Annotated in this window: 19 protein-coding genes and 2 pseudogenes; 13 read left to right on the top strand and 8 right to left on the bottom strand. The window is 72.5% G+C overall.

Translation table 11 applies throughout. The features are described 5' to 3' along the window. Nucleotides 1-103 precede the first annotated feature (103 nt). The 4 genes from IF02_RS0103270 to IF02_RS0103255 all read left to right on the top strand — a co-directional run bounded on the left by IF02_RS0103270 (nt 104) and on the right by IF02_RS0103255 (nt 3,617). Nucleotides 104-604 (top strand): DUF6232 family protein, encoded by a 501-nt coding sequence (locus IF02_RS0103270; protein WP_030153653.1) that lies wholly within the window; start codon nt 104-106, stop codon nt 602-604. After that, on the top strand, nt 601-948 hold the full coding sequence (locus tag IF02_RS34205) for a hypothetical protein (RefSeq protein WP_030153652.1): 348 nt from the start codon (nt 601-603) through the stop codon (nt 946-948). Before IF02_RS0103270 ends, IF02_RS34205 begins: the two co-directional genes overlap by 4 nt. A 108-nt stretch (nt 949-1,056) precedes the next feature. Further along, a complete protein-coding gene (locus tag IF02_RS0103260; RefSeq protein WP_051695583.1) occupies nt 1,057-2,091 on the top strand; it encodes a hypothetical protein in 1,035 nt (344 codons plus the stop codon). After that, nucleotides 2,088-3,617 carry a hypothetical protein gene (locus tag IF02_RS0103255; protein WP_158708444.1) on the top strand — a complete coding sequence of 510 codons (1,530 nt, stop codon included), beginning with the start codon at nt 2,088-2,090 and terminating at the stop codon, nt 3,615-3,617. Before IF02_RS0103260 ends, IF02_RS0103255 begins: the two co-directional genes overlap by 4 nt. Here the strand turns inward: IF02_RS0103255 and IF02_RS0103250 are convergent. Next, nucleotides 3,614-4,933 (bottom strand): heparan-alpha-glucosaminide N-acetyltransferase domain-containing protein, encoded by a 1,320-nt coding sequence (locus tag IF02_RS0103250; protein ID WP_037835405.1) that lies wholly within the window; start codon nt 4,931-4,933, stop codon nt 3,614-3,616. The two genes, IF02_RS0103255 and IF02_RS0103250, sit on opposite strands and share 4 nt — an antisense overlap. A 179-nt stretch (nt 4,934-5,112) precedes the next feature. Here IF02_RS0103250 and IF02_RS34690 point away from each other — a divergent pair, with 179 nt between their 5' ends. Together IF02_RS34690 and IF02_RS0103240 are read left to right on the top strand one after the other, a co-directional pair. Continuing rightward, entirely contained in the window at nt 5,113-5,733 is a 621-nt protein-coding gene (locus IF02_RS34690) for a hypothetical protein (RefSeq protein WP_158708443.1), read from the top strand. A gap of 90 nt (nt 5,734-5,823) precedes the next feature. After that, nucleotides 5,824-6,417 carry a hypothetical protein gene (locus IF02_RS0103240; protein ID WP_158708442.1) on the top strand — a complete coding sequence of 198 codons (594 nt, stop codon included), beginning with the start codon at nt 5,824-5,826 and terminating at the stop codon, nt 6,415-6,417. An 11-nt stretch (nt 6,418-6,428) separates the two neighbouring features. On the opposite strand, the gene IF02_RS0103235 is transcribed toward IF02_RS0103240, so the two are convergent. Next, nucleotides 6,429-7,097, bottom strand: coding sequence for a TetR/AcrR family transcriptional regulator (locus IF02_RS0103235; RefSeq protein ID WP_051695580.1), 669 nt, complete (start codon nt 7,095-7,097; stop codon nt 6,429-6,431). Nucleotides 7,098-7,257: 160 nt separating this feature from the next. Here IF02_RS0103235 and IF02_RS0103230 point away from each other — a divergent pair, with 160 nt between their 5' ends. The 4 genes from IF02_RS0103230 to IF02_RS0103215 all read left to right on the top strand — a co-directional run bounded on the left by IF02_RS0103230 (nt 7,258) and on the right by IF02_RS0103215 (nt 15,283). Continuing rightward, nucleotides 7,258-9,030 carry a glycoside hydrolase family 3 protein gene (locus IF02_RS0103230; RefSeq protein WP_030153643.1) on the top strand — a complete coding sequence of 591 codons (1,773 nt, stop codon included), beginning with the start codon at nt 7,258-7,260 and terminating at the stop codon, nt 9,028-9,030. A gap of 226 nt (nt 9,031-9,256) precedes the next feature. Then, a complete protein-coding gene (locus tag IF02_RS0103225) occupies nt 9,257-9,997 on the top strand; it encodes a response regulator transcription factor (RefSeq protein WP_030153642.1) in 741 nt (246 codons plus the stop codon). A 2-nt stretch (nt 9,998-9,999) separates the two neighbouring features. After that, a complete protein-coding gene (locus IF02_RS0103220) occupies nt 10,000-11,115 on the top strand; it encodes a HAMP domain-containing sensor histidine kinase (protein WP_420708088.1) in 1,116 nt (371 codons plus the stop codon). A 259-nt stretch (nt 11,116-11,374) separates the two neighbouring features. Continuing rightward, the gene (locus IF02_RS0103215) at nt 11,375-15,283 is read left to right on the top strand and encodes a multifunctional oxoglutarate decarboxylase/oxoglutarate dehydrogenase thiamine pyrophosphate-binding subunit/dihydrolipoyllysine-residue succinyltransferase subunit (protein ID WP_030153640.1); all 3,909 of its coding nucleotides are present in this window, start codon (nt 11,375-11,377) and stop codon (nt 15,281-15,283) included. A gap of 880 nt (nt 15,284-16,163) precedes the next feature. On the opposite strand, the gene IF02_RS34685 is transcribed toward IF02_RS0103215, so the two are convergent. Continuing rightward, on the bottom strand, nt 16,164-16,337 hold the full coding sequence (locus tag IF02_RS34685) for a hypothetical protein (RefSeq protein ID WP_158708441.1): 174 nt from the start codon (nt 16,335-16,337) through the stop codon (nt 16,164-16,166). Next, the gene (locus tag IF02_RS0103205) at nt 16,337-16,576 is read right to left on the bottom strand and encodes a hypothetical protein (protein WP_030153639.1); all 240 of its coding nucleotides are present in this window, start codon (nt 16,574-16,576) and stop codon (nt 16,337-16,339) included. The genes IF02_RS34685 and IF02_RS0103205 overlap by 1 nt, the downstream gene beginning before the upstream one ends. A 164-nt stretch (nt 16,577-16,740) precedes the next feature. Here IF02_RS0103205 and IF02_RS0103200 point away from each other — a divergent pair, with 164 nt between their 5' ends. After that, a complete protein-coding gene (locus tag IF02_RS0103200) occupies nt 16,741-17,499 on the top strand; it encodes a GntR family transcriptional regulator (protein ID WP_030153637.1) in 759 nt (252 codons plus the stop codon). Between the two features lie 357 nt (nt 17,500-17,856). Further along, complete coding sequence (locus IF02_RS0103195) at nt 17,857-18,231, top strand: hypothetical protein (protein WP_158708440.1); 375 nt, start codon at nt 17,857-17,859, stop codon at nt 18,229-18,231. A gap of 183 nt (nt 18,232-18,414) precedes the next feature. Here IF02_RS0103195 and fxsT read toward each other — a convergent pair whose 3' ends face one another. Then, nucleotides 18,415-21,420 (bottom strand): FxSxx-COOH system tetratricopeptide repeat protein, encoded by a 3,006-nt coding sequence (gene fxsT / locus IF02_RS0103190; protein ID WP_030153635.1) that lies wholly within the window; start codon nt 21,418-21,420, stop codon nt 18,415-18,417. 63 nt (nt 21,421-21,483) lie between these two features. Beyond that, entirely contained in the window at nt 21,484-22,755 is a 1,272-nt protein-coding gene (locus IF02_RS0103185) for an HEXXH motif domain-containing protein (protein WP_078621832.1), read from the bottom strand. 155 nt (nt 22,756-22,910) lie between these two features. Here IF02_RS0103185 and IF02_RS36170 point away from each other — a divergent pair. Then, a pseudogene (locus IF02_RS36170) lies at nt 22,911-23,009 on the top strand (hypothetical protein); the annotation flags it as partial. 30 nt (nt 23,010-23,039) lie between these two features. Here IF02_RS36170 and IF02_RS0103180 read toward each other — a convergent pair. Both IF02_RS0103180 and fxsA read right to left on the bottom strand, forming a co-directional pair. Further along, a pseudogene (locus IF02_RS0103180) lies at nt 23,040-24,206 on the bottom strand (FxsB family cyclophane-forming radical SAM/SPASM peptide maturase); the annotation flags it as partial. 241 nt (nt 24,207-24,447) lie between these two features. Then, entirely contained in the window at nt 24,448-24,642 is a 195-nt protein-coding gene (gene fxsA / locus IF02_RS32110) for an FxSxx-COOH cyclophane-containing RiPP peptide (RefSeq protein WP_037835402.1), read from the bottom strand. Nucleotides 24,643-24,669: the final 27 nt, after the last annotated feature.

Raw genomic sequence — 24,669 nt, 5'->3', positions numbered from 1 at the left:
GCGCACATCCTCCTACAGGGCCCGGATTTGCCCGCAAAGCGCCTTGCCGGAAGGGCAGTTGGCGAGGATCCTGTGCCCTACATCCGGGCATGGGGGGAGCCGTATGGCCAAGAGTGTCGTGACCGATGTCGTCGTCAGCCGAAGAGTCCTGTGGATCGGCGCGGAGGCATATCCGCTGAACAACATCGCGAGGGCGACGACCGTCAGCGTCGAGCCCGCGCGCGGGCAGGCGATCGCGCGCTTCCTCAAATCCGCGGTGACCGTGATCGTCCTGACGTTCGTCGTCCTCGTCGTGCTCCCGTCGGACTACCAGGACGGGGCCGTGGTCGTCGCGCTCGTGCTGCTCGGCCTGCTCGTGGCGCAACTGGGCGGCGTCATCCTGGGCAAGACGTACTACGCGCTGGTGATCGAGACCGCGGGTACGCCGAACACGGCGCTCGTCACCACCGACCGGAACCTCGCCCACGACCTGGTCCGCATGATCATGGAGGCGATCGACAACCCGCAGGCCAACTTCCACCAGCAGGTCAACAACTACATCGGACAGGTCGGCGACAACTTCAACGTGTCCGGCCGCGGCAACGTCGGAAAGGTGGGGAATTGACCGGCAACGAGGACTTCCGGATCGGGCAGGTCGGCGACAACTTCCAGGTCTACGGGACGAACAACATCGGCAAGATCGGTACGCAGAACAACAACGCGCCGCAGGACCCGCGGGCGGCGCTCCAGGAGCTGATCAGCCTCGTCGAGGTGCTGCGCGGACGGGTCCAGGAGGACGACCGGGCGGTCCTGGACGCGTCCCTGGACACCCTGACCGAGGACGGCGCGGAGCGCGGCGCGTTCCGCCGCGCCCTGGGGAGCGTCTCCGGGGTCGCCCAGCTGGTCGGCGAGGTCGGCGTCCCGGTGGCCGAGGCGGTCCGCCGGGTCATGGCGCTGTTCGGGGTCTAGGCCGCCTCCCCCGGTTCTTTCGGATCGGCTGTTTTTCGCCTCTGCTCCGCGCCCCGGGTGCCGCACCATGGCGGTTCCCGGGAGACGGGGCCAAGGCTTGGGGGAGCCGTGACGGAGACGACCAGCGAGCAGCACGAACCGGCGGGGGAGCCCGAGAGCGCCGTCGGGCCCGCGTCCGACGTCGGACCGGCCGAACATGACGAGCCGGCCGAACCGGCCGAGCAGGCCGAGCAGGCCGAGCAGGCCGAGCAGGACGCGACCGACACCGCCGACGAGCCCGAGCCCGAGCCCGAGCCCGAAGCGGAAACCGAGTCCGAAGCCGAGCCGGACACTCAGCCCGAAGAGCCCGACCCGGAAGCAGAAGGCCAACGGCTCGGAAGACGGCTGCGGGGGCAGCTGCGGACGCTGGCGCTCGCCGCCGCCGGGGTGGCGCTCAGCGCGGTGGTCGCCGCAGTCGTCTCGGCGTACCTCGACATCTGGTCCGTACGGGAGCCCCCGCCCGGAGCCCCGCGGATCACGGCCGCCTCCGAGGTCTGGTGGGACCTGATGAGCGACCACCACCTCGTACGGGCCGCGCCCGGATCCACGTACGAGAAGGAGCCCCTCCTCTTCGGCGATGTCCAGGACACCCTCGCCCGCATGGTCACCGACGGCGGGGCCGACGCGGGCACGATGCGGATCCGGCTGATCCTCACGAACTTCACCCGGACGCCTGCCACCATCACCTCCATCCGGGCCCGCATCGAACGCACGCACCCCGCGCCCACCGGCCCGCTCTACCAGTGCGGCGGAGCCCAGGGAAGCTCCGAGGTCAGCCGGGTGGCCCTCGATCTGTCCACCCCCCAACGGCCCGCCATGGAGCAGGACGCCGAAGGGCGCCCGACGGGGCAGTATCCGAGCACCAAGGTCCAGGTGGCGGCCCAAGGCGACCCGGCCTACTTCGATGTCGAGGTCCGAACGGACAACGCAACCGGCCCGGCCGCCGTCGCCCACGAGTTCGTACTCGACGTCACCTACACGCAGGGGGAACGGCAGCAGCACCTGCTCGTGGACAAGGCGGGACGTCCGTTCCTCCTGGCCCAGGGGGTCGAAAGCCGGACTCAGGGATTCCGCTGCACCAACACCGGATGGACGGCGTCATGACGCGCGCCATGACGCGCGTCATGAGGAGCCGCAAGCCGAGATCCGTCGCCTCCGTGGCCCTCGGCGTCCTGGTCCTCGTCCTGTGCTCCGCCCTCACCGTCGCCCTGCTGCGTTCGCTGTTCCCCGGCCCGGACGGTCCCGGCCGGCCCGGCCTGTACGCGACCGGTGCACCGCTCCTGGACGGCGACGGTTCCTGGGCCGCCACCCTCCCGCAGCCCGGCCGTCAGCCCCCGGCCGAGCTGATGCGCGGCGTGCTGGGCTGCGTCCCGCTGTTCCGGTGGGCCACCACGGCCCGCGCCGTACCCCGCGGGCAGGTCACCCTCGCGTACTCCGTCGGGGCCTCCGCGTCCCGCGCGGCCGTGGTCCGCGGGATCCGCGTGGTCAGGGGGCCGGCCGTCCCCGTACCCCGCGGCGACGACGTCGGCTGCGCCGGACTGGCGCGGGACGAACGGCTGGACGCCGTCACCGTGGCCCGCGGCAAGCCCGTGCAGCCGGTCCGCCTCTCCCTGGACCGTGCCGGCGCCCGTCAGGAGGCTGCGCTTCCGGTCCGGGCGGGCGGTACGGCCACGGGGCTGGTCACCGTCACCACGGCCGCCTGCACCTGCGCCTGGTGGCTGGAACTGGACGTGGAGGAGAACGGCAGGCAGGTCACCGTACGGGTGGACGACGACGGCCGCCCCTTCACGCTGGCACCGCCGGCGGCCCCGCTCTCGAGCTCCGCCGACCGGGAGTCGGGGGCGGCCCGCCCGCTCTCCCGGGCTTTCGGCGACCCGCAGCCTCCCCAGGCCGGGGTCTCCGTCGCCGCCGCACTGGTCGCGAACCCCGACGGCTGGGAGGCCGAGTCCGACGCCCCGCAGGACCCGGCGGCCGCCGTCGGGGGCGAAGCACGGCTCGGCGGCGTGGCGTGCCGCCGCATGTACGACTCCGTGCTGCGCGCCGGCGGTGTTCCGGCCGCGGACCACGAACTCGAACTCCGGATCAGCGGTCCGCCCCTCGTCGAAGGGGCCGTACTGGACGCGTCGGTGCGGCTCGAAACCGTCCGCCCCGATGCCGCGGAGCGCCACCGCTACTCCTGCGCACGCGCCGGTGTGGACCTGATCGACCCCGTCGACAGGCCGGACATCGAGCGGCACCTGTTTCCCAACACCCTGCACGCGCTGGGGCCGTTCCCCAGCGGCTCGCTGAAGCACGACCCGAGCTGGCGCCCCGAGCGGGGTGTGGGCCTCTCGATGCCGCTCGCCAAGGACGAGCTGTTCTCCTTCAGCAGGGCGGGCGCGGACGGCCGGGGCACCTTCGGCATCAGCGCCGTCATCGCGCCCGAGGAAGCCACCTTCGGCATGACGGTGGAGGTGACGGTCACCCTGCCGACCGGCGAACGCGCCTCCTTCACCCTGTCCGACCACGGCAAGCCGTTCCTGCTGGGGCCCGGCAGGGCCATGCTGGACCCGGCGCACCAGCAGGACTTCGTCGAACCGTTCGCCGGTCCGCGCGCCCGCTACCAGGACAGACTTCGCGAGATCCCCTAGGGGGTGCCGTCCGCGCAGTGGCCCGGGCGGGCGTAGACGGCGATCCGGGCGCCGCGGACCGCGTCCACCGAGCACAGGTCGAAGTGCGAGGCCAGCGTCTGGCGTTTGACCGCCTCGCGGGGGTACGGGTCCAGCGGCTGGTCCGCCGGGTCCTGGAGGGCCACCACCCGGGGGGTGTCCACCAGCCGGGTCCAGATCTCCGCCGTCGGGAGCTCCGTGCCCTGGAGGCTGTGCGAAGCCGCCGGGGTGCGGTCCAGGGCCGGGTCGCGCAGGGTCGCGTACAGCTTGGGCGAGGACAGCAGCCACTCCCGCCGCCGCGACGGCATGAACAGTACGGCGTCTCCCGGCCGGGCCCGCTCCCGTACGGCGGCGGCCACCGCCAGCACGTCGTCCTTGCGGCTCTCGGGGGTGCGCAGCCAGAGCGACCACCATCCGAACGGCACCAGCAGCGCGCCCACCAGCAGCCACGGCCACCACCCCCGGGCCGCCGCCAGCCGGGTCCCGGCGAGCAGGGCGAGCCCGGCGAGCGCGTAGAGCACGTACCGGTCCACGTACCAGGGGCGGACGAGGGAGACCGCCATCAGCAGGCCGGGCGGCAACAGGGCCAGCGGCAGGGCGACCCGGACCAGCTCCCGCGGTACGGCCGCGCCCCGCGCGAGCAGCAGCGCGGCGGCCGCGAGGACCGCGTACGCCGCCCAGTCCCGCCAGCCCGGCCGGCCGAGCCAGCCCAGCTGCTGCTCCGCCTGCCGGGCGCTCACCACGGCCAGCGGCAGCAGCAGGGCCACCACCGCGGCGGCGCTCCACCGCCAGCCGCGCGAGCGCCGGGCGCTGACCCCGTGCGCGAGGAGGGCCAGTACGGCGAACTCGTGCAGCCAGCAGCCCAGCAGCAGGACCACGGCGTACGCGACCCACCGCTCGCGCAGCATCAGGTACGTCGCCCACACCACGGCAGCCGCGACGAGGGCGTACGAGCGGCCCTCCTGGGCGTACATCTGCACGGGCGGCAGCACGGCGTAGGCCGCGCCGGACCACAGCGCGGCCCGCTCCCCCGCGAGCCGGCGGGCGACGGCGGCCACCCCGGCGGCCGCGAGCGCGGTGGCGGCGACCGACGGCAGGCGCAGCGCCCACAGGGCGCCCGCGCCACCCGCGCCGCCCGACCCGCCCGCCCCCGGCCCGGCGCCGTCCCAGACCGCGAACACCGCGTGCATCAGCAGGTAGTACAGCCCGTGCACGGCGTCGACCTGCCCGAGCAGCTCCCAGATCCCGCCGAGCGGCCGGTGCGCCACCTGCCAGGTGACGGACTCGTCGCGCCACATGCTGCCGCGGCCGTCCGCGCCGGCGCGCTCCAGGCCCCAGAGGCCGAGGAGGACGGCGAGCAGCGGCGGGAGCCAGCGCCAGGCGGCGATGCGGCGGATGTCGTCCTCCTGGTGCTTTCCGTACGGGTGGTGCCGACTCCATACTCGGGGGTCGGCCCGAAGACCTCCGGGGGTGGGGTATGCGCGCGTTCCGAGCGGTGGCGGCGGTGCTGCTGAGTGCGGTGGTCCTGGCGGGGTGCGGCTCGGGGGGCGGTGGGTCGGACAAGCCCTCCGCGAGTCACCCGCCGGGCGGCAGCGGTACGGCGTCGGCGCCGGCCTCCGATCCGGCCTCCGCTTCGGCGCAGCCGTCTCCCGGATCCGGGTCACCGGGCGCGACCGGCGTTCCGCCGGGGAAGCCGTCGGGCTCCGCGCCGGCCTCGTCCGTGCCCGTCTCCCCCGGGCCCTCCTCGGCGCTGGAGCGCCTCGTCACCGTCACCCGCACCGGTGGCTACGCCGGGAAGTCGAGCACCCTGCTGGTGAAGGGCGACGGCTCGTGGACCCGGCTGGACCGGCAGATGCGCCCGGCCGGCACCGGGAAGCTGCCGGCGGACCGGGAAGCGAAGCTGCGCACGGCGCTCGCCCAGGCGGACCTCGCGCACCTGCCGAGGTTCCCGACGGGCGGCCCGGCGGTGTTCGACGGCTTCGTCTACACCTTCGTGCACGGCGGCTACGAGGTCACCGTGGCCCAGGAATCCCTGACCCCGGGCCTGCGCGACGTCCTCGCCGAGCTGCCCCCGTTCGAGGCCGATCCGCCGCGTTGACTTTGCCCGGGCCCGGCCGTTGACTGAAAGAGGGACGAGTACCGCAACAGAGGTCCGCCGAGGGGGGCTCCCCGAGAAAGGCCGCGGATCATGTACCGCAGACGTCCGAACCTCATGGCGCGCACGCTGCCGATCCTCGCCGCACTCGCGTTGTCCCAGGTGATCGGGGTGGGGGGCGGTGCCGCTCAAGCCGCGACGTCACCCGCCCGGGGCTCGACGGCGGCCGTTCCGACGTTCACCTGCCTCGACAAGGCCGACCCCTACTGGGACGGCTGCCGTGCGGGGTTCCGCGCCGGCTGGCCGGTCGGTCTCGGGTGCAAGCCCAAGCCCGTCATGGATTACGGCGATCCGCAGAACCGCTACCGCCACGGGTACGTCGACGGCTTCACCGAGGCGTACGACGCCGCGCTCAAGGAGTCCAGGTGCCCGCCGCTCGTGCCCATCCCCGCGAACCCGATCCCGCCGGCGCAGCCTCCTCCCCCGGCGTCGCGGGACGTGGACGCTCAGCAGGCACGGGAGCTGCGCCGGTTCAAGGCCGTCCAGTTCGCCTGTGAGGCCAAGGTCCCCGCGGCGGCGACGGCCGAAGCCAGGCAGCAGATCGTCATGGTGTGCCTGAAGGAAGCCGGATACCCGAACGGGCTGCCCTTCAAGGAAGGCGACGCGGCGGACGCCGTACCGCGCTGACGCGGCCGTGGCTAGGTCGGTGACGCGGCCGCCGGCAGGCCCGTGCCCGCCGTCGAGATCCCGCGCAGCTGGCGGTCCAGGTACGCGTGCAGCAGGGCCGGCATGTCCACGGCCTCGGGGGCCAGCACCCACTGGATCTGGAGCCCGTCCATGACGGCCAGGGTCTCGCGGGCGACGGCCTCGCAGTCGGTGCCGGGCCGCAGCTCGCCCCGCGCGACGCCCGTCTCCAGCAGCCGGACGTTGTGGGCGAGCACCCGGGCGTAGCGCTGCGTGAAGTACGCGTGCGCCGGGTGGCCGGGGTTCCCGGACTCGCCGACCAGCGTGTTGTACATCCGTACGAGGCCGGGCCGGCGGGCGTTGTCCGCGGCCAGGGCGACGACGGTCGCGTAGTACGCGGCGACGGACTGCGCCGGCTCGCCGAACAGCCGCTCCACGTCGTGCTGCTCGCTCTGCGCCAGCACCGACAGCAGCAGGTCCTCCTTGCCCCGGAAGTGGTGCAGGAGCCCGCCCTGGGTGATGCCGCAGTCGTGGGCGATGCGGGCGAGCGAGGAGGCGTGGAAGCCCCACTGCGCGAAGTGCTCCACCGCGGTGTCGAGGATCTTCCGGCGGCGGGCGTCGCCCACCGCGTAGGTGCCGCGGCCGGCGGCCTTGGGGGCGGCCGCCTCCTTGTGCTGTGCCATGCGAACCACCCTAGGCGGTCCCGTCCGGGACCCCCGGAGGGGGTGATCCAGGTCACTTTTCCAAAACCTAGTGGGTGCAAGGTTTTCGCGCTTACGGTGGGCGCACCCTCCCCGGAACCACACCGCACCGCACCGCACCGCACCCAGGAGCCGTACGCCGATGAACGCCACGCCGCCCGCCGCCATCCCCCCGTACAAGGACGCCGCCCTCCCCGTGGACCTGCGCGTGGCGGACCTGCTCTCCCGGATGACGCTGGAGGAGAAGGCCGGCCAGCTCTTCCACTCCATGCTGATGATGAATCCGGACGGCACCCCGGTCACCGAGACCGACGGCTCGATGCTCCCGTTCACCACGCCCGAGCTGGTCGGGGACCGGCTCATCAGCCACTTCAACCTGCTCGGCACGTACGGCGCCCGCGAGATGGCGCAGTGGCAGAACGCGGTGCAGGAGATGGCCGCGGCCACCCGCCTCGGCATCCCGGTCACCCTCTCGACCGACCCCCGGCACGCCTTCACCGACAACGTCGGCGCCTCCTTCAACGCCGGCGCCTTCTCCGCCTGGCCGGAGGCGCTGGGCCTGGCCGCGATCGGCGACCCGGAGCTGGTCTTCCGCTTCGCGGACACCGTCCGCCGCGAGTACCTGGCCGTCGGCTTCCGCGTCGCCCTGCACCCGCAGATCGACCTGGCCACCGAGCCCCGCTGGGCCCGCCAGACCGGCACCTTCGGCTCCGACGCGCGGCTGACGGGCGAGCTGGTCCAGGCGTACGTCCGCGGGCTCCAGGGCCCGCGGCTCGGCCCCGAGTCCGTCTCGGCGATGGTCAAGCACTTCCCCGGCGGCGGCCCGCAGAAGGACGGCGAGGACCCCCACTTCGCGCACGGCAAGGAGCAGGTCTACCCGGGCGGGATGCGCGAGCACCACCTGGAGCCGTTCAAGGCGGCGATCGCCGCCGGCTGCGCGCAGATGATGCCTTACTACGGCCAGCCGATCGGCACGGACTGGGAGGAGGTCGGCTTCGGCTTCAACAAGGGCGTGGTCACGGGCCTGCTCCGGGAGGAGCTGGGCTTCGAGGGGATCGTCTGCACCGACTGGGGGCTGCTCAACGACGCGTCGATCTTCGGCCAGGTCCACCCGGCGCGCGCCTGGGGGGTGGAGCACCTGGCGGTCGCCGAGCGGGCGGCGCGCGCGCTGGACGCGGGCTGCGACCAGTTCGGCGGCGAGCAGTGCCCCGAGGTGATCGTGGAGCTGGTCCGCTCGGGCCGGATCTCCCGGTCGCGGATCGACGCGTCGGTGGCGCGGCTGCTGCGCGAGAAGTTCGTACTGGGCCTGTTCGAGAACCCGTACGTGGACCCGGACGCGGCGGCCGAGACGGTCGGCCGGGCCGATTTCGCGGCGGCGGGGGCGGCGGCCCAGCGCCGTTCGCTGACGGTGCTGACCAACCCCGGCGCCCTGCTGCCGCTCTCCGGGACCCCGAAGCTGTACGTGGAGGGCGTGGACGAGGCCGTCGCGGCCGGGTACGGCGAGGTCGTGTCCGAACCGGGGGCGGCCGATCTGGCGGTGCTGCGGCTGCGCACGCCGTACGAGCCGCGGGAGAACGTCTTCGAGTCGTTCTTCCACTCGGGCTCGCTGGCCCATCCGGAGCCGGAGCTGTCCCGGATCCTGGCGCTGCTGGCCGCCGTACCGACCCTGGTCTGCATCAACCTGGAGCGGGCGGCGGTGATCCCGGAGATCGCAGAGCGGGCGGCGGCGCTGATCGCGGACTACGGCGCCGAGGACGCCGCGCTGCTGGACGTGGCCTTCGGCCGGGCCGCGGCGGAGGGGCGGCTGCCCTTCGAGCTGCCGCGGTCGATGGCGGCGGTGGAGGCCTCGCGGCCGGACGTGCCGAACGACACGGTCGACCCTGTGTTCCCGTACGGGCACGGCCTGTCCCTGTAGGGGGTCGACAAAAAGGTCGCCACATGCGCGCGGTGGCTGACGATCACCGCGCGCCGGGTGGCCGTTCTGTGGGGGGACGGCCACCCGGCATCACCGCCCATATCCGCATACCCGCCATAATCGGAACCACTGGTTCCGCACGTTCCCCTGTCTGAACCCCGCATAGCCGCAGGCCGGTGCCTCCTCTACGCTGCACCCCTACCACGCGGATCTTCAGGGGCGGGACATGGAACAGACACACACCACCCACGGCGGCGCCGCGGCCACCCCCGGCGCTCAGCGGCGCGTGCTCGTGGTCGAGGACGACCGTACGATCGCCGACGCCATCGCGGCGCGGCTGCGCGCCGAGGGCTTCCAGGTGCAGGCCGCGTTCGACGGCCCGGCCGCCGTGGCGGCGGCGGAGAGCTGGCAGCCCGAGCTGCTGGTCCTCGACGTCATGCTGCCCGGCTTCGACGGCCTGGAGGTCTGCCGCCGGGTCCAGGCGCAGCGGCCGGTGCCGGTACTGATGCTCACCGCGCGGGACGACGAGACCGACATGCTGGTCGGGCTCGGGGTCGGCGCGGACGACTACATGACGAAGCCGTTCTCCATGCGCGAGCTCGCGGCGCGGGTCCACGTCCTGCTGCGGCGCGTGGAGCGGGCCACCCTGGCCGCCACCGCCCCGCGCGGGGCCACCCTGCGCCTGGGCGATCTGGAGATCGACCACGCGCAGCGCCGGGTCCGGGTGCAGGCCGAGGACGTGCACCTGACGCCGACCGAGTTCGACCTGCTGGTCTGCCTGGCCGGGACCCCGCGGGCGGTGCTCTCGCGGGAGCAGCTGCTCGCCGAGGTGTGGGACTGGGCCGACGCGTCCGGCACCCGTACGGTCGACAGCCACATCAAGGCCCTGCGCCGCAAGATCGGGGCGGAGCGGATCCGTACCGTCCACGGCGTCGGGTACGCCCTGGAGACCCCGGCCCAGGCGTGAGCATCGGGCGCGATCGAGGGCGCGGCGCCGGCCGCTCCGGTGGAGCCGGTGCTCGCACCGGGGGGCTTCGGCCGTTCTCCCCGTTCTCGATCAAGACCAAGCTGGGCACGCTCGTCGTGGTCTCGGTCTTCATCACGACGGGCCTGCTGATGGTGGCGGTGCGCACGAGCACCGAGTTCCGGTTCATCACGGTGTTCTCGGTGATCGCCTCGATGCTGATCACGCAGTTCGTGGCGCACAGCCTGACCGCGCCGCTGGACGAGATGACCACGGTGGCCCGGGCGATATCCGACGGGGACTACACGCGCCGGGTGCGCGGGGCCGACCGCCGCGACGAGCTGGGCGACCTGGCCTCCACCATCAATCTGATGGCGGACGACCTGGAGGCGGTGGACCGGCACCGCAAGGAGCTGGTCGCCAACGTCTCGCACGAGCTGCGCACGCCGATCGCGGCGCTGCGGGCGGTGCTGGAGAACGTGGTGGACGGGGTCTCGGCCGCCGATCCGGAGACCATGCGCACGATGCTGAAGCAGACCGAGCGCCTGGGCCGGCTCGTGGAGACCCTGCTGGACCTGTCCCGGGTGGACAACGGGGTGGTGCCGCTGAAGGCCCGCCGCTTCGAGGTGTGGCCGTACCTGTCGGGGGTCCTGAAGGAATCGGGGCTCGCGGCCGCCGGCCGGCCGGGGCTGCTCTCCGGCTCCGGCGGGCACACCCGCAACGACGTGCACCTGCACTTGGACGTGTTCCCGCCCGAGCTCACGGCGTACGCGGACGCCGAGCGCCTGCACCAGGTGGTGGCGAACCTGATCGACAACGCGGTCAAGCACAGCCCGCCGCACGGCCGGGTCACGGTCCGGGCCCGGGAGGGCGACGGACCCGGGAGCCTGGCGCTGGAGGTACGGGACGAGGGCCCGGGCATCCCGGAGGCCGAGCGGCACCGGGTCTTCGAGCGGTTCAACCGGGGCAGCGCGAACGGCGGCGACGGGGGCACCGGACTGGGGCTCGCGATCGCCCGCTGGGCCGTCGGCCTGCACGGAGGGCATATCGGGGTGGCCGAATCGTCACGCGGCTGCCGCATCCTCGTCACGCTTCCGGGCAGCTCCCCGGCGTCACATTGACGTAGGGTTCGAGTGCGTAGGACATGATCTCGGCCACACGTGCCCGGGGTCCGTCAGGGGTGCGAAGCCATGGGGGCCGCAACCACGGTGCCCCCTACCCGAACCAGGCTCGTTTCCCGCCATTCAGAGCGGCGAAACCCGCCGTTCGGTGTGACCTACATGACGTATCTCCGGCCCGGTCTGCATCCACCGGCCTGGGAGGCGTAGCCTTTATTCCCGCTGTCCATACCTTGTGAAGCGGAAGAGGGCGGTTGCCGCCGTGTCGCCACAGTCCCCCAGTAACCCGAGCACCACGACCGAAGCAGCAGAGGGCGGGAAGACCCCTGCCTCAGGCTTCGGTGCCAACGAGTGGCTCGTCGACGAGATCTATCAGCAGTACCTCCAGGACCCGAATTCGGTCGACCGGGCCTGGTGGGACTTCTTCGCCGACTACAAGCCGGGGGGCGCTGCGTCTCCGGTGAAGCCGGACGAGCCCAAGAAGTCCCCGACGACGGACGGCGCCTCCGCACAGGCCGCCGCCGCTGTCGCCCCGCAGGTCTCCGACGCCGCCGCCACGGGGGCGGCGAGCGCCGCCGCGCCGTCTCTTGCCGCCGCGCGCACGCCTGTGTCAGCTCCTGCCCCTGCTCCTGCCACCCCCTCTGGTGCCCCTGCTGTGACTGTCACCTCCCAGGCCCAGGCCGCCGCACCGGCCGCCGCAGCCCCTCAGGCCCCGGCTCCGGCTCCGGCCGCCGCTCCCGCCGCCGCCCCCGCTCCCGCCGCCGCCCCGAAGGCCGCGCCCGCCACCGAGGCCCCCGCGGGCCCCGAACTGGTGACGCTCCGCGGCCCGGCGGCCGCCGTGGCCAAGAACATGAACGCCTCCCTCGACGTCCCGACGGCCACGTCCGTCCGCGCCGTCCCGGTGAAGCTGCTGTTCGACAACCGCATCGTCATCAACAACCACCTGAAGCGCGCCCGGGGCGGGAAGATCTCCTTCACGCACCTGATCGGCTACGCGATGGTGCAGGCCATCAAGGCCATGCCGTCGATGAACTACTCCTTCGCGGAGAAGGACGGCAAGCCCACCCTGGTCAAGCCGGAGCACGTGAACTTCGGCCTCGCGATCGACCTGGTGAAGCCCAACGGCGACCGCCAGCTCGTCGTCGCCGGCATCAAGAAGGCCGAGACCCTCAACTTCTTCGAGTTCTGGCAGGCGTACGAGGACATCGTCCGCCGCGCCCGCGTCGGCAAGCTGACGATGGACGACTTCACCGGCGTCACCGTCTCGCTGACCAACCCCGGCGGCCTGGGCACCGTCCACTCCGTGCCCCGCCTGATGCCCGGACAGTCGGTCATCATGGGCGTCGGCTCCATGGACTACCCCGCCGAGTTCCAGGGCACCTCCCAGGACACCCTGAACAAGCTGGGCATCTCCAAGGTCATGACCCTGACCTCGACCTACGACCACCGGGTCATCCAGGGCGCGGCCTCCGGCGAGTTCCTGCGCATCGTCGCGAACATGCTGCTCGGCGAGAGCGGCTTCTACGACGACGTGTTCGAGGCCCTGCGCATCCCGTACGAGCCGGTCCGCTGGCTCCGGGACATCGACGCCTCGCACGACGACGACGTCACGAAGGCCGCCCGCGTCTTCGAGCTCATCCACTCCTACCGGGTCCGCGGCCACGTCATGGCCGACACCGACCCGCTGGAGTACAAGCAGCGCAAGCACCCCGACCTCGACATCACCGAGCACGGCCTCACCCTGTGGGACCTGGAGCGCGAGTTCGCGGTCGGCGGCTTCTCCGGCAAGTCGATGATGAAGCTCCGCGACATCCTCGGCGTGCTGCGCGACTCGTACTGCCGCACCACCGGCGTCGAGTTCATGCACATCCAGGACCCGAAGCAGCGCCGCTGGATCCAGGACCGCATCGAGCGCCCGCACTCCAAGCCGGAGCGCGAGGAGCAGCTGCGCATCCTGCGCCGCCTGAACGCGGCGGAGGCCTTCGAGACGTTCCTGCAGACGAAGTACGTCGGCCAGAAGCGCTTCTCGCTGGAGGGCGGCGAGTCCGTCATCCCGCTGCTCGACGCCGTCCTCGACTCGGCCGCCGAGGCCCGCCTCGACGAGGTCGTCATCGGCATGGCCCACCGCGGCCGCCTGAACGTGCTCGCGAACATCGTCGGCAAGTCGTACGCGCAGATCTTCCGCGAGTTCGAGGGCAACCTCGACCCGAAGTCCATGCACGGCTCCGGCGACGTCAAGTACCACCTGGGCGCCGAGGGCACCTTCACGGGCCTGGACGGGGAGCAGATCAAGGTCTCGCTCGTCGCCAACCCCTCGCACCTGGAGGCCGTGGACCCGGTCCTGGAGGGTGTCGCCCGCGCCAAGCAGGACGTCATCAACAAGGGCGGCACGGACTTCACCGTCCTGCCCGTCGCCCTGCACGGTGACGCGGCCTTCGCCGGCCAGGGTGTCGTCGCCGAGACCCTGAACATGTCGCAGCTGCGCGGCTACCGCACCGGCGGCACCGTGCACGTGGTCATCAACAACCAGGTCGGCTTCACCGCCGCCCCGGAGTCCTCGCGTTCCTCGATGTACGCGACCGACGTGGCCCGCATGATCGAGGCGCCGATCTTCCACGTGAACGGCGACGACCCGGAGGCCGTGGTCCGCATCGCGCGGCTCGCCTTCGAGTTCCGTCAGGCGTTCAACAAGGACGTCGTCATCGACCTCATCTGCTACCGCCGCCGCGGTCACAACGAGTCGGACAACCCGGCGTTCACGCAGCCGCTGATGTACGACCTGATCGACAAGAAGCGCTCGGTGCGCAAGCTGTACACCGAGTCCCTCATCGGTCGCGGCGACATCACCCTGGAAGAGGCGGAGCAGGCGCTCCAGGACTTCCAGGGCCAGCTGGAGAAGGTCTTCGCGGAGGTCCGCGAGGCCTCCACGCAGCCCGTCGGCGCCCCCGTGTCCCCGGCGCAGACCGCGCAGGAGTTCCCGGTCAAGGTGAACACGTCGGTCTCCCAGGAGGTCGTCAAGCGGATCGCCGAGTCCCAGGTCAACATCCCGGACCACGTCACCGTGCACCCGCGTCTGCTGCCGCAGCTGCAGCGCCGCGCGGCGATGATCGACGAGGGCACCATCGACTGGGGCATGGGCGAGACCCTCGCCTTCGGCTCGCTGCTGATGGAGGGCACCCCGGTCCGGCTGTCCGGCCAGGACTCCCGCCGCGGCACGTTCGGCCAGCGCCACGCGGTGCTGATCGACCGGGAGACGGGCGAGGACTACACCCCGCTGCAGTACCTGTCGGACGAGCAGGCCCGCTTCAACGTCTACGACTCGCTGCTCTCCGAGTACGCGGCCATGGGCTTCGAGTACGGCTACTCGCTGGCCCGCCCGGACGCGCTGGTCCTCTGGGAGGCCCAGTTCGGTGACTTCGTCAACGGCGCGCAGACCGTCGTGGACGAGTTCATCTCCTCCGCGGAGCAGAAGTGGGGCCAGACCAGCGGTGTCACGCTGCTCCTGCCGCACGGCTACGAGGGCCAGGGCCCGGACCACTCGTCCGCGCGTCCCGAGCGCTTCCTGCAGATGTGCGCGCAGGACAACATGACGGTCGCGATGCCGACCCTGCCGTCGAACTACTTCCACCTGCTGCGCTGGCAGGTCCACAACCCGCACCACAAGCCGCTCATCGTCTTCACCCCGAAGTCGATGCTGCGTCTGAAGGCGGCGGCGTCGAAGGCCGAGGAGTTCACCAGCGGTTCCTTCCGCCCGGTGATCGGCGACTCGACGGTGGACCCGAACGCGGTTCGCAAGGTCGTGTTCTGCGCGGGCAAGGTCTACTACGACCTGGAGGCCGAGCGGGAGAAGCGCGGCATCACGGACACCGCGATCATCCGCATCGAGCGGCTGTACCCGCTGGCGGGTGCCGAGCTCCAGGCGGAGATCGCCAAGTTCCCGAACGCGGCGAAGTACATCTGGGCGCAGGAGGAGCCGGCGAACCAGGGTGCGTGGCCGTTCATCGCGCTGAACCTGATCGACCACCTCGACCTGGCGGTCGGCGCGGACGTCCCGGCGGGCGAGCGCCTGCGGCGCATCTCGCGCCCGCACGGCTCCTCGCCGGCGGTGGGCTCCGCGAAGCGCCACCAGGCGGAGCAGCAGCTCCTGCTGAACGAGGTCTTCGAGGCGTAGTCGCTGCGCTGACTCGAACGACGGAAGGCCCGACCCCCTCAGGGGGGCCGGGCCTTCCGGCTGTCGGGGTGTCGGGCCGACGGGCCTTCCGGCTGTCCGCCGGGCGGGGACCTTGCCCCCTTGTCCGCACCACTGCGCTCGCTTGCTCGGGGCCCTCACCCCCCTCGCCCCCACCGGACCCGGCGTTTGCCCACCCGCCCCCACCCGCAGTGGAGTGATGCGGCAGCGGATTGCAGGGCGGGGTCGGGGACAGCTGCACCGTGCTGAGCCGAATCGGCCTGTGGTCCGGTACGTCGGGGTTCCGCACCCAATTCCTCGGCATCAGGGAGGGTTTGGGGGTTTCCCGTCAGTCCCATAGTCCTTCCGGTGCGGGCCGGCCCGCACCGGAAGGACAAGGACTGCCGGGAACCCCCCAAAAGAACGGCACGGGTCAGAAGGAGCCACACGGGCAGACCAGGCAGCGACTGCCGCGTTCCCCGGGACGACGTCCGGCCAAGGCCCACCACCCCGGCCGGACAGGGTCCGGGGCCCGGGGCCCGGGCAATGAAGCAGCCTCCCACCCGGGCCCATAAAGCAGGCACGTTCCGGGTCGGGGCGGCTCTACCCGCACGAAACAACGACCAGCAGCCCATCGGGACCCCCGCCCGCGCCAGATCGCTACGCGCTCCTCATCGAAGGCGGCCGGCGGTTGTCCGGGGCTGGGCATAGGCCGCCGTGGATCGCTACGCGGCTGAGGTGGTCTGGCGGCGATCAGGTCTCAGTCGTGGAGCATGTCGCGCACGCGATGTTCCGGGACCATCTGGGTGGTTTCCTCTCGGTTGTTGAGTCTCGGGTGCAGGGGATGACAGCGACGCGTACTACGCGGCGACGGGCCGGACACTCAGCCGCGGGCCCGGAGTTCGGGGTGGTGTCGCATGATCAGGACGTTCATGTCGCTGACGCGCGAGCGGTCACGTGCCACGTGGGCCTGGAAGCGGGCCAGGACGTGAGCGGCGCACTCGGCGCAGGAGTCCGGAGGGACCGGCAGCCGGGGGAACAGGTCGGCGGCCTCCACTACACGGCCCCGATGTTGGCCAAGGCCGTGGAGATCTCCCGGCCGGCCGGACCTCGGACGTACGCCAGTACCACCCAGCGCTCGCGGGCCGGGTCATCCGAGACGTCTTCCCGGACCACGGCCATCAGCTCACCCTCGACGCCGGACGCGATGTCACGGACCTGGCGTCGCAGGAGACGGTGGGGCACCGAACCGACGTCCCCCGAATCGACGCCGGAGGCATCACAGTGTTGCGACATCCAAATCACTCCTCTCTAGAGATGTATCCCACTACAGCCGACGCACACTTCAGCCGTCAAGAGATCTCTAGAGATCTCAGTCGAAGGAGGTGGTCACGCTGGTGCGTGCGGCTGCCCAGCGGTGGCCCTAGGGTGTCTAGAGAGGAGAAGGAGTGATCGGTTTCATGACCAGCCAGGGCAGCGCCCGTCGGCCGAAGTACCAGCGGATCGCTGATGCACTGAGGACCGCCATCCAGGCGGGCGAGTACGGTCCGGGCGACCGGCTGCCCGGGGAGAACGACCTCATGGCCACGTACGAGGTCGCCCGGATGACCGCACGCCAGGCCCTCGGCGTCTTGCAGAACGAAGGCATCGCGGAGGCGCGGAAGGGTGCCGGCGTGTTCGTCCGGGCGTTCAGGCCCCTGCGACGGCGCGGTATCCAGCGGTTGGCGCACGAACAGTGGGGCTCAGGCCGCTCCATCTGGTCCGCCGATACCGAGGATCGAGAGCTCGTCGTCGATCAGATCGAAGTGCATGAGGAGGAGGCGAACGACCGGATCTCCGGGGCCCTTGCCCTTCCCGCAGGGGCTCGCGTCTGGGTACGCAGCCGCCGCTTCGTGCTTGAGGGCAAACCCGTGCTTCTCGCGACGTCGTTCCTGCCGTCGGAGATCGTTGCGGACTCTGCTGTCACCCAGGTCGACACCGGTCCCGGCGGTACGTACGCGCGACTGGCCGAGCTGGGGCATGAACCCGTGCACTTCCGCGAGGAGATCCGGTGCCGGATGCCCTCGGCCGACGAGGCCGATCGGCTTTCGCTCGCCATGGGCACACCGGTGATCCGGATCGTCCGCACCGCCTTCACCGAAGGCGGGCGGGCCGTTGAGGTCAACGAGATGACACTGGACTCCGCTTCCTACGTCCTCGAGTACGACTTCGAAGCCTGAACCGCCCGGTTGGCCCCGCCAGACACACGATGGTCCGGCGCGGCCACCGGCTGCTTCAGGGACCGTTGGACTGGTTGCGCAACGACCTCGGCGAGAAGGCCCGAGGAGCGCGTGGCGATTCGACGCGATCAGCGGCTCCTGATGAGAGCCGCCACCGACCCGGAAGCCCATGGCTATGTGCCCGGGCGGCCGCCGATGATCTTACCGAATTCTGACGTCCCCTCATGGGACGCCCGCAACTCCCCTGCTGCCTCTAGCGTGTTCGTACATCCCTGAGTGCGATCGGTCGGCGCAAGTCGTACTTGATGCCGGTCCATTCACATATCGCAGCACGGAATTACTGCAACTGGAGGAAACATGTCTCGAACCGTCAAGCGGAGCACCCGGCTGGCAACGGTCGCCGGGATGGTGGCGGCTGTCAGCGCGGGAATGATCGTGACCGCACCCGCGAGCCAGGCGGCACCGGTCGCGGCCTTCCGCCTCAGCAACTTCTCGGCGACCATCGCGAACATCTGCGTCCACACGGACGTCGCGACGAAGTGCTCGGGAAACATAGCGGCAGGAAAGAGCGAGGTTTACAAGGTGGAGTACAAGGGGGCCAGCAACTGGTACTGCACTGCGACCGCGAAAGGCCTGAGCGGCACCGCCAGCACCCCCTATTTCAGCCGGGCCAACGTCAAGGAATGCGCGGAGGTCGGCAACATTTTCGGCGCCAGCATCATGCTCAAGTGACCGTCACCGGGAGTTCCGAACATTGCCTCCGGCTCATATTACGGCTGAGCGGTCCGGAGGACTCTAGCGCCGTCGTCGCATCGAACGACCGCTGAGAGTCCCGCCGCCGCCCGGTCTCGTGGCCAGTGCCGCCACGAGACCGGGCGCCGGACGCGACGCGGGCGTACCGCGTCCGCCGCCGGGCTACGGCTGCGGTTCGAAGTCCCAGTACGGGCGGTTCTGCTGGCGGGCCGAGACCGTGTGGACGTGTTGGGGGCCCAGGGTGCGGGTCAGGGCCTTCAGGCCCGCTTCCTCGTGTTTGCCCGCCTCCGTGTCCTCGCGGACCGAGCGGAGGTCGGCGGCCAGGGCGATCTGGGCGCTCAGGGTCATCGGGTGGTCCGGGCCCAGGATCTGCTCGCAGCCGCGGAGGGTTTCCCGGCTCAGGGACACCGCGTCCTCGAAGTGGCCCGTGATGTTGCGGTGGCCCGTGGCGTTCAGGGCGCAGCCCAGGGTCCAGGGGTGGCGGTCCCCGACCGCGCCGCGCATCCCGACCAGGGCCTGTTCCGCCAGGTTGAGGGCCTCGACCCGTTCGCCCTGGGCGCGCAGCACCAGTCCGAGGTTGCCCACCGTGCCGATGCTGTACGGATGGGCCAGCCCCAGCTGCGTCTGGTAGCCGCGTACGACCTCCTCCGAGATCCGGCGGGCCTCGCCGATGTCCCCGTACTCCCGCAGGTACGTCGCGTAGTCCGAGGCGACCATCAGGGTCCAGGGGAACTCCGCGCCGAAGACTCGGGTGGAGCGTTCCAGGACGCTGCGCAGCCGGGCCCCGGCGCCCGGGATGTCCCCGGAGCGGCGCAGGCACATGCCGAGGTTGTGCTCGGCGCGCAGGGTCTGGGGGTGGTTGAGGCCGAGGACCTGGGAGTTGAGCTTGAGGCCCTGTTCCTGCCGGGCGAGGGCCTCGCGGTAGCGGCCCATCAGCCGCAGCCCCATCGCGCAGCCGATCCCGGAGGAGAGCGTCGCGATGTGCCGTACGCGCAGGACCCGCTCGCGCCGGCGCAGGGTGTCGAGGTCGGCGTCGTACGCCTCCTGATAGCGGCCGAGCAGGCGGAGTGCGACGGCTACGTTGTTCTCGGCGTTGAGGGTGGTGGAGTCGTCCTCGCCGAGCAGTTCGCGGTAGCGGGCGAAGGCGTGCTCCAGCAGTTCGCGGGCCTGGTCGAACTTGGCCGTGCTGAGCAGCACCCCGGCGTACGTGCTGGTGGCGCGCAGGGTTTCCAGGTCCCGGTCGCCGCGCTCGGCCAGCAGCCGGTCGGCGACCGATTTGGCGAGGGTCTCGGCGCGCTTGAAGTGGCCGAGCATCCGCAGGGCGCCGCCGTAGTGGTAGCTGAGCTCGCGGACCTGGTCGTGGTCGTCGCCGAGCATCGTGCGCCACTCGGCGTCGGTCCGCTCGGCGAGCCGCAGGCAGGTGCGGTACTCGCCGGCGAGGATCAGGTAGCGCAGGCAGTGCAGCAGGAAGGTCTGGATCCGCGGGTTGCTGCTGGTCAGGACGCCGGAGCTCTCCAGGTGCGGGATCAGCTCGGCGTAGCGGGGCCACAGCCGGGAGTCGGAGGGGCGGCCCGGGTCGGCGGCGGCGAGGACCTGCCGGACGGCGCGCGAGAGCGGTTCGGCCTCGTCCTCGGAGAGGTTCTCGCGGACGATCCCGTGCACCATGCGGTGCAGTTGCACGGTCTCCAGTCCGCCGCCCTCCTCCACCGACAGGTCGGAGTATTCGAGGCGGACGACCGAGAACTGGACGAGCTTGTTGAGGGCGGCGTTCCACCGGATCTGGTCGTTGATCAGCCCGGCGAGCTGCTCGGGCACGTCGGCGGCGGGGAACTCGCGCAGCAGCCGCAGCGGCACCGGCCCGGGCGCGAAGAACACGAAGAGCCGCAGCAGGGCGAGCGCGTCGGGGAAGTTCTCCCGGACGTTGTTCAGCAGTATCGCGAGGGCGGTGGGGAAGGGCAGCGGGTAGTCGTCGGAGACGGTGACGGCCTCCCGGGAGTCCAGTCTGCGCTGGAGCAGGGCCAGGTAATCGCCCACCGTCAGCGGGGAGTCGGCGAGCCAGCCGGCGGTCTGGTCGAGGGCGAGGGGGTAGTCCTCCAGGGCCTCGGCGAGCTGGTCGGCCTCCTCGCCGGTGAGCCGGCGGGCCCGGCGCCGGATGAAGGTGATCGACTCGGGCCGCGCGTACAGCGGGACTTCGAGGAGGCTGGTGTGCCGGGAGGCCCATTCGCGGTTGCGGGAGGTGATGATCACGTCGCCGGCGCCCGAGGGCAGCAGATCGGTGAGGTCGTCGGGGTTGTCGCAGCCGTCGAAGACCACCAGCCAGCGGCTGTACGGGGATCCGCGCCGCAGTGCCTCCAGGACGGCCCGGATCTGTTCGCCGTAGCTGCCGGCGCCGCGCGGCAGGCCCATCGCCGGAGCCAGGTCGGCGAGCCGCTCGCGCAGGGTGGGCCGGTCCTCGGCGGGGACCCACCACACCACGTCGTACTCGGAGGCGAAGCGGTACGCGTACTCGGTGGCGACCTGTGTCTTGCCCACCCCGGACAGCCCGAGCAGGGTGACGGTCGAGGCGCCGGGCGGGGCCTCGGCGAGGGCGGCGCGCAGCCGGCCGATGACGTCGTTGCGGCCGGTGAAGCGCGGGTTGCGGCGCGGGACCCGGCCCCAGATCTCGGGCGGGTCGTTGGGGAAGCGGGGCCCGCGGCGGCCGGTCTCGGCGCCGATCCGGTCGGTGGGCAGTTCGAGCCGGCGCAGCACCCGGTACTCCGCCTCGTACGCGTCCAGGCCCCACAGGTCGGTCTTCTCCAGTACGGCGACGGCGCTGGGCAGCGGCGCGTCGGTGAGGCAGACGGCCGCGAACCGGTCGGGGTGGGCGTCGGTGACGGTGCGCAGGGCGGTGTTCCACTCCTCGTCGGTGTGGGCGGCGGCGGAGAAGTAGCGCTCGCTGAGGATGAGCAGGACCCGGCTGCCGCTGCGGGCCAGGTCGTCCAGGGCGGGGGCGAGGCCGGGGGTGGAGCGCGGGTCCCAGCGGGCGAGGGCAACGCGGTGGCCGTGCTCCTCCAGGCGGTGGGCGATCCACACGGCCCAGGGCCGGTTGAACCCGGCGAAGCTGATGACGAAGCGCTGCGGCTGCGCGGCTCCGTCGCGGTCTCGGTCCTGGCGAAGTCCGGTGGTCATGCGGCCGTCTCCCTGGCATCCGGGCGGTGGACGGGCTTGAAAGGTACCGCAGCGGACGGTCCGTCAGCCCTCTGCGAACGGGGCGAGTTCGGGGTGCCGTGCGCACCAGGCGCGGCGCTCCCCGTCGACGGCGCGGCGGGCAACGGCGTGCTGGTCGCCGGGCGGCGGCAGGTCGTCCATGGCCCGTTCCGCGAGGGCCATGGCGGCGATGAACTCCCGTCCCGTCGGGGTGAGTTGTGGATGCCGGTGGAGCGCGGGGAGGACGGCGGCGACCTGGGCGCGGATCCGGGCGTGCTGGGCCCAGGCGCCGCGCGCGCCGTAGAGGGCGGCGCGCTGCCAGTACCCGGCCAGGGCCAGGTGGGCGTACGCGCCGTGCAGGAGCCCCTCCAACGGGCGGGGGTCGGGGCGCCAGGGGGCCCAGTGCCGGGGCGTGCGGTCGGCGGTGTGCAGGGTCAGGATGTCGGCGAGGGCGGTCAGCTTTCCGTGCTGGACCTCGTGGACGAGGGTGGCGGCCAGCGCGGGCGGGGCCTGCGTACGGGCGAGGACGGACCCGGCGGCCGCGGGCAGGGTGGCGCCGCTGGAGCGGGAGCCGCCGCCCAGCGGGACGACGGAGCGCAGCAGCAGGCCGATCTCGTCGGCGCGGGCGGTGTCGTAGCGGTCGAGCAGGGTGAGCGCCCCGGACCACTGGGTGTCCCAGCGCTTGTGGCCCTTGGGGGTGAGCCGGCGGGCGGGGCGGACGGGCCCCGGGTGGGCGGGCCCGGGGTGCGTGGGCCCGGGGGCCCGGTACGGGTCGAGGTCGTCGAGGGCGGTGCGGCCGCCGGGCAGGGAGTGCAGGACGAGGGCGGCGGGGTCGTCGGGGTCCCAGCAGCCTTCGGTGAGGGCGAGCGGGCCGGGCCGGGCGGGGCGCAGCAGTCCGAGGGTGGGCAGTACGAGCCGGCCGTGCACGGGCCGCAGGGTGGCCTTGAAGGCGATCCCGGAGCGCAGGGCCGCGGCGACGGCGAGGGCTCCGAGGTGGCCGAGGTCGGCGGGGGGCCCGTACGGGGCGTGCAGCCGGCGCAGGGTCTCCTCGGCCCACACCCCGGTGGCCGGGTAGTGCAGTACGTCGCGGACGGCTTCGGGGTCGTGCCGTTCGGCCTCCTCCAGCAGGGCCCAGTGGTCGGCGGCCTCTCCCGCCCGGCCGCCGGGGGCGGCGTCGAGGACCCCGCGCAGCAGGACGAGCCGCTTGGAGCGGCGGATGTCGCGGACCAGGCGGGTGCCGTCGGCGGAGGGCTCGGTGGACGCGAGGGCGCTCAGGGTGGCCGAGGTGACGGTGAACCCGGTCAGGGGCGCGCTCATGAGGCGGCCGCCCGCCGGGGCGCCTGGCCGGCGGATGACGGGGCGGCGGTGAACGGCGCGGCGGCGACCGGCCCGCCGGCCAAGGGGCTGACCGGCGCGGCGGTCGACGGGCCTGCGGCCGGCGGGCCGAGGGGGCCCGCGCCCGGGGCGGCAGCCTGCGCGAGCGCCTGGCCTGCGGCAGGCGGGCCGGCAGCCTGCCGGTCTCCCGGCGGGGCCGTGGCCTGTCCGGCGCCCGGCTGTCCGGCGCCCGACTGTCCGGCGCCCGGTTGTCCGGCGCCCGGCTGTTGCCCGGGGGCGGCCTGCGCCGCGGCCGTGTGCAGCGCCTTCGCGATGTGGCGGATGAGGACCTGGAGGTCGGCGCAGTACACGGAGGGCTGCCGGAAGCCCTCGCCGGCGCGGTAGCGGTGCGGGTAGTGGCCGCCGCCGCAGACCCCGACGAGCTCGCAGGCGCGGCAGCCGTCGGCGAGCGCCTCGCGGCCGAGCTGGCGGGCGGCGAGCCCGGGGTGGTCGAGGAACGCGTCGAAGCCGTGGCTCTCCACGGTCATCCCGGTGGCGGCCGCGCCCTCGTAGGCGGATTTGAGCGAGTCGGCCTGCTCGATGCCGCCGTCGGTCTCGATCACGGCGGTGGCGGCGGGGGCGAGGCCGAGGGTCTCGGTGGCGGCGGGCAGTCCGAGCAGCAGGGCGATGATCTCCTCGAAGATCCGGATCCGGGTCCGCAGCACCGCGTCGTGCCACCAGCGTTCGAAGACCGCGACGAGCCAGTCGGCGTACGGGGTGCGGGGCGGGTGGTGGCCGGGCGGCGGGGTGTCCCAGTTGGCCAGCGGGAGCAGCAGCCCGATGACCGGCGGGGCGAAGGCGAGCAGGGATTCGTACGTCTCCACCGGGTCCTGGGCGAGGTCGACGACGCAGAGCACCCCGGCGTAGCTCTCGGGGTGCCGGGCGAGCAGGCGCAGGCCGCGGGCGGCGGCGGCGAACCCCGGACGCCCGGTGCGGTCCACGCGGCGGGCGTTGTGCGCGGGCAGCCCGCCGTCGAGGCTGACGCCGACGCGTATCCCGGCGGCGGCGAGCGCGCCGAGCCGGCCCCGGGTGAGCAGGGTGCCGTTGGTCTGGACGGTGGCGGTGACCCGGGTCCCCGGCGAGGTCAGGGCGAGGGCGGCCCGTACGGCGTCGACGGGGGCGGCCAGTTCGGCGGGGGCGGTGAGCAGCGGTTCGCCGCCGTGCAGGACGAGGTCGACGCGGGCCAGGTCGTGGGCGGCGGCGTGCTCGGCGATGCGGGCGGCGGCGCGGGCGGCGGTGGCCGGGGACATGGCGGCGGGCTGGCCGCGCCAGCCCTGGTCGGCCATCTCGTACACGTAGCAGTAGGTGCAGGCGAGGTTGCAGCGGCTGCGTGTCTTGAGCACGAACTGCCGTACCGGGTACGGCCGGTGGCCCGCGGCGCGGAGCGCGGGCACGTCGAGCCGGGCGTACGGCCAGGGCGCGTGGACCAGGTGGTTCCGTAAGGAGGGCACCGAGGACGTCGAAGGCGTCGAGGGCAGCACGGCGTCGCTCGTGTCGGTCTGCCTCATCACCTGTACCTCCCGCGCCGCGGACGGTGCATCCCTGCCCGGCGGACGGCACCGGCTAACGGCGGAAACGGGACAACTGTGGGTGCTCTGCGTGGCCTTGGGACTGCGGTGCGTGAGGGGGTGCGGGTCAGGCCACCCCCGAGTCGAAGGCGTTGAGGATCTCCGCGGGGTGGGTGACCCGCTCCACCATGCCTTCGATGACCCGGGCCAGCACGGGGTGGTCGATCCCGCGCAGTGCGGCCAGATCGAACCCGGAGAGGTCCGGTAACTGCCCCGGGCAGGCGGAGCCCGCCGTTTCCGCTTCATGCTGCCGAGTCACCATGGGCTGCCCGTCCCCCCGTCGAGTCGC

The organism is Streptomyces sp. NRRL S-244 (assembly GCF_000717915.1).
Classification (GTDB): domain Bacteria; phylum Actinomycetota; class Actinomycetes; order Streptomycetales; family Streptomycetaceae; genus Streptomyces.
The sequence above is the reverse complement of the archived record's forward strand: the minus strand, read 5'-3'. Positions and strand labels throughout refer to the sequence as shown.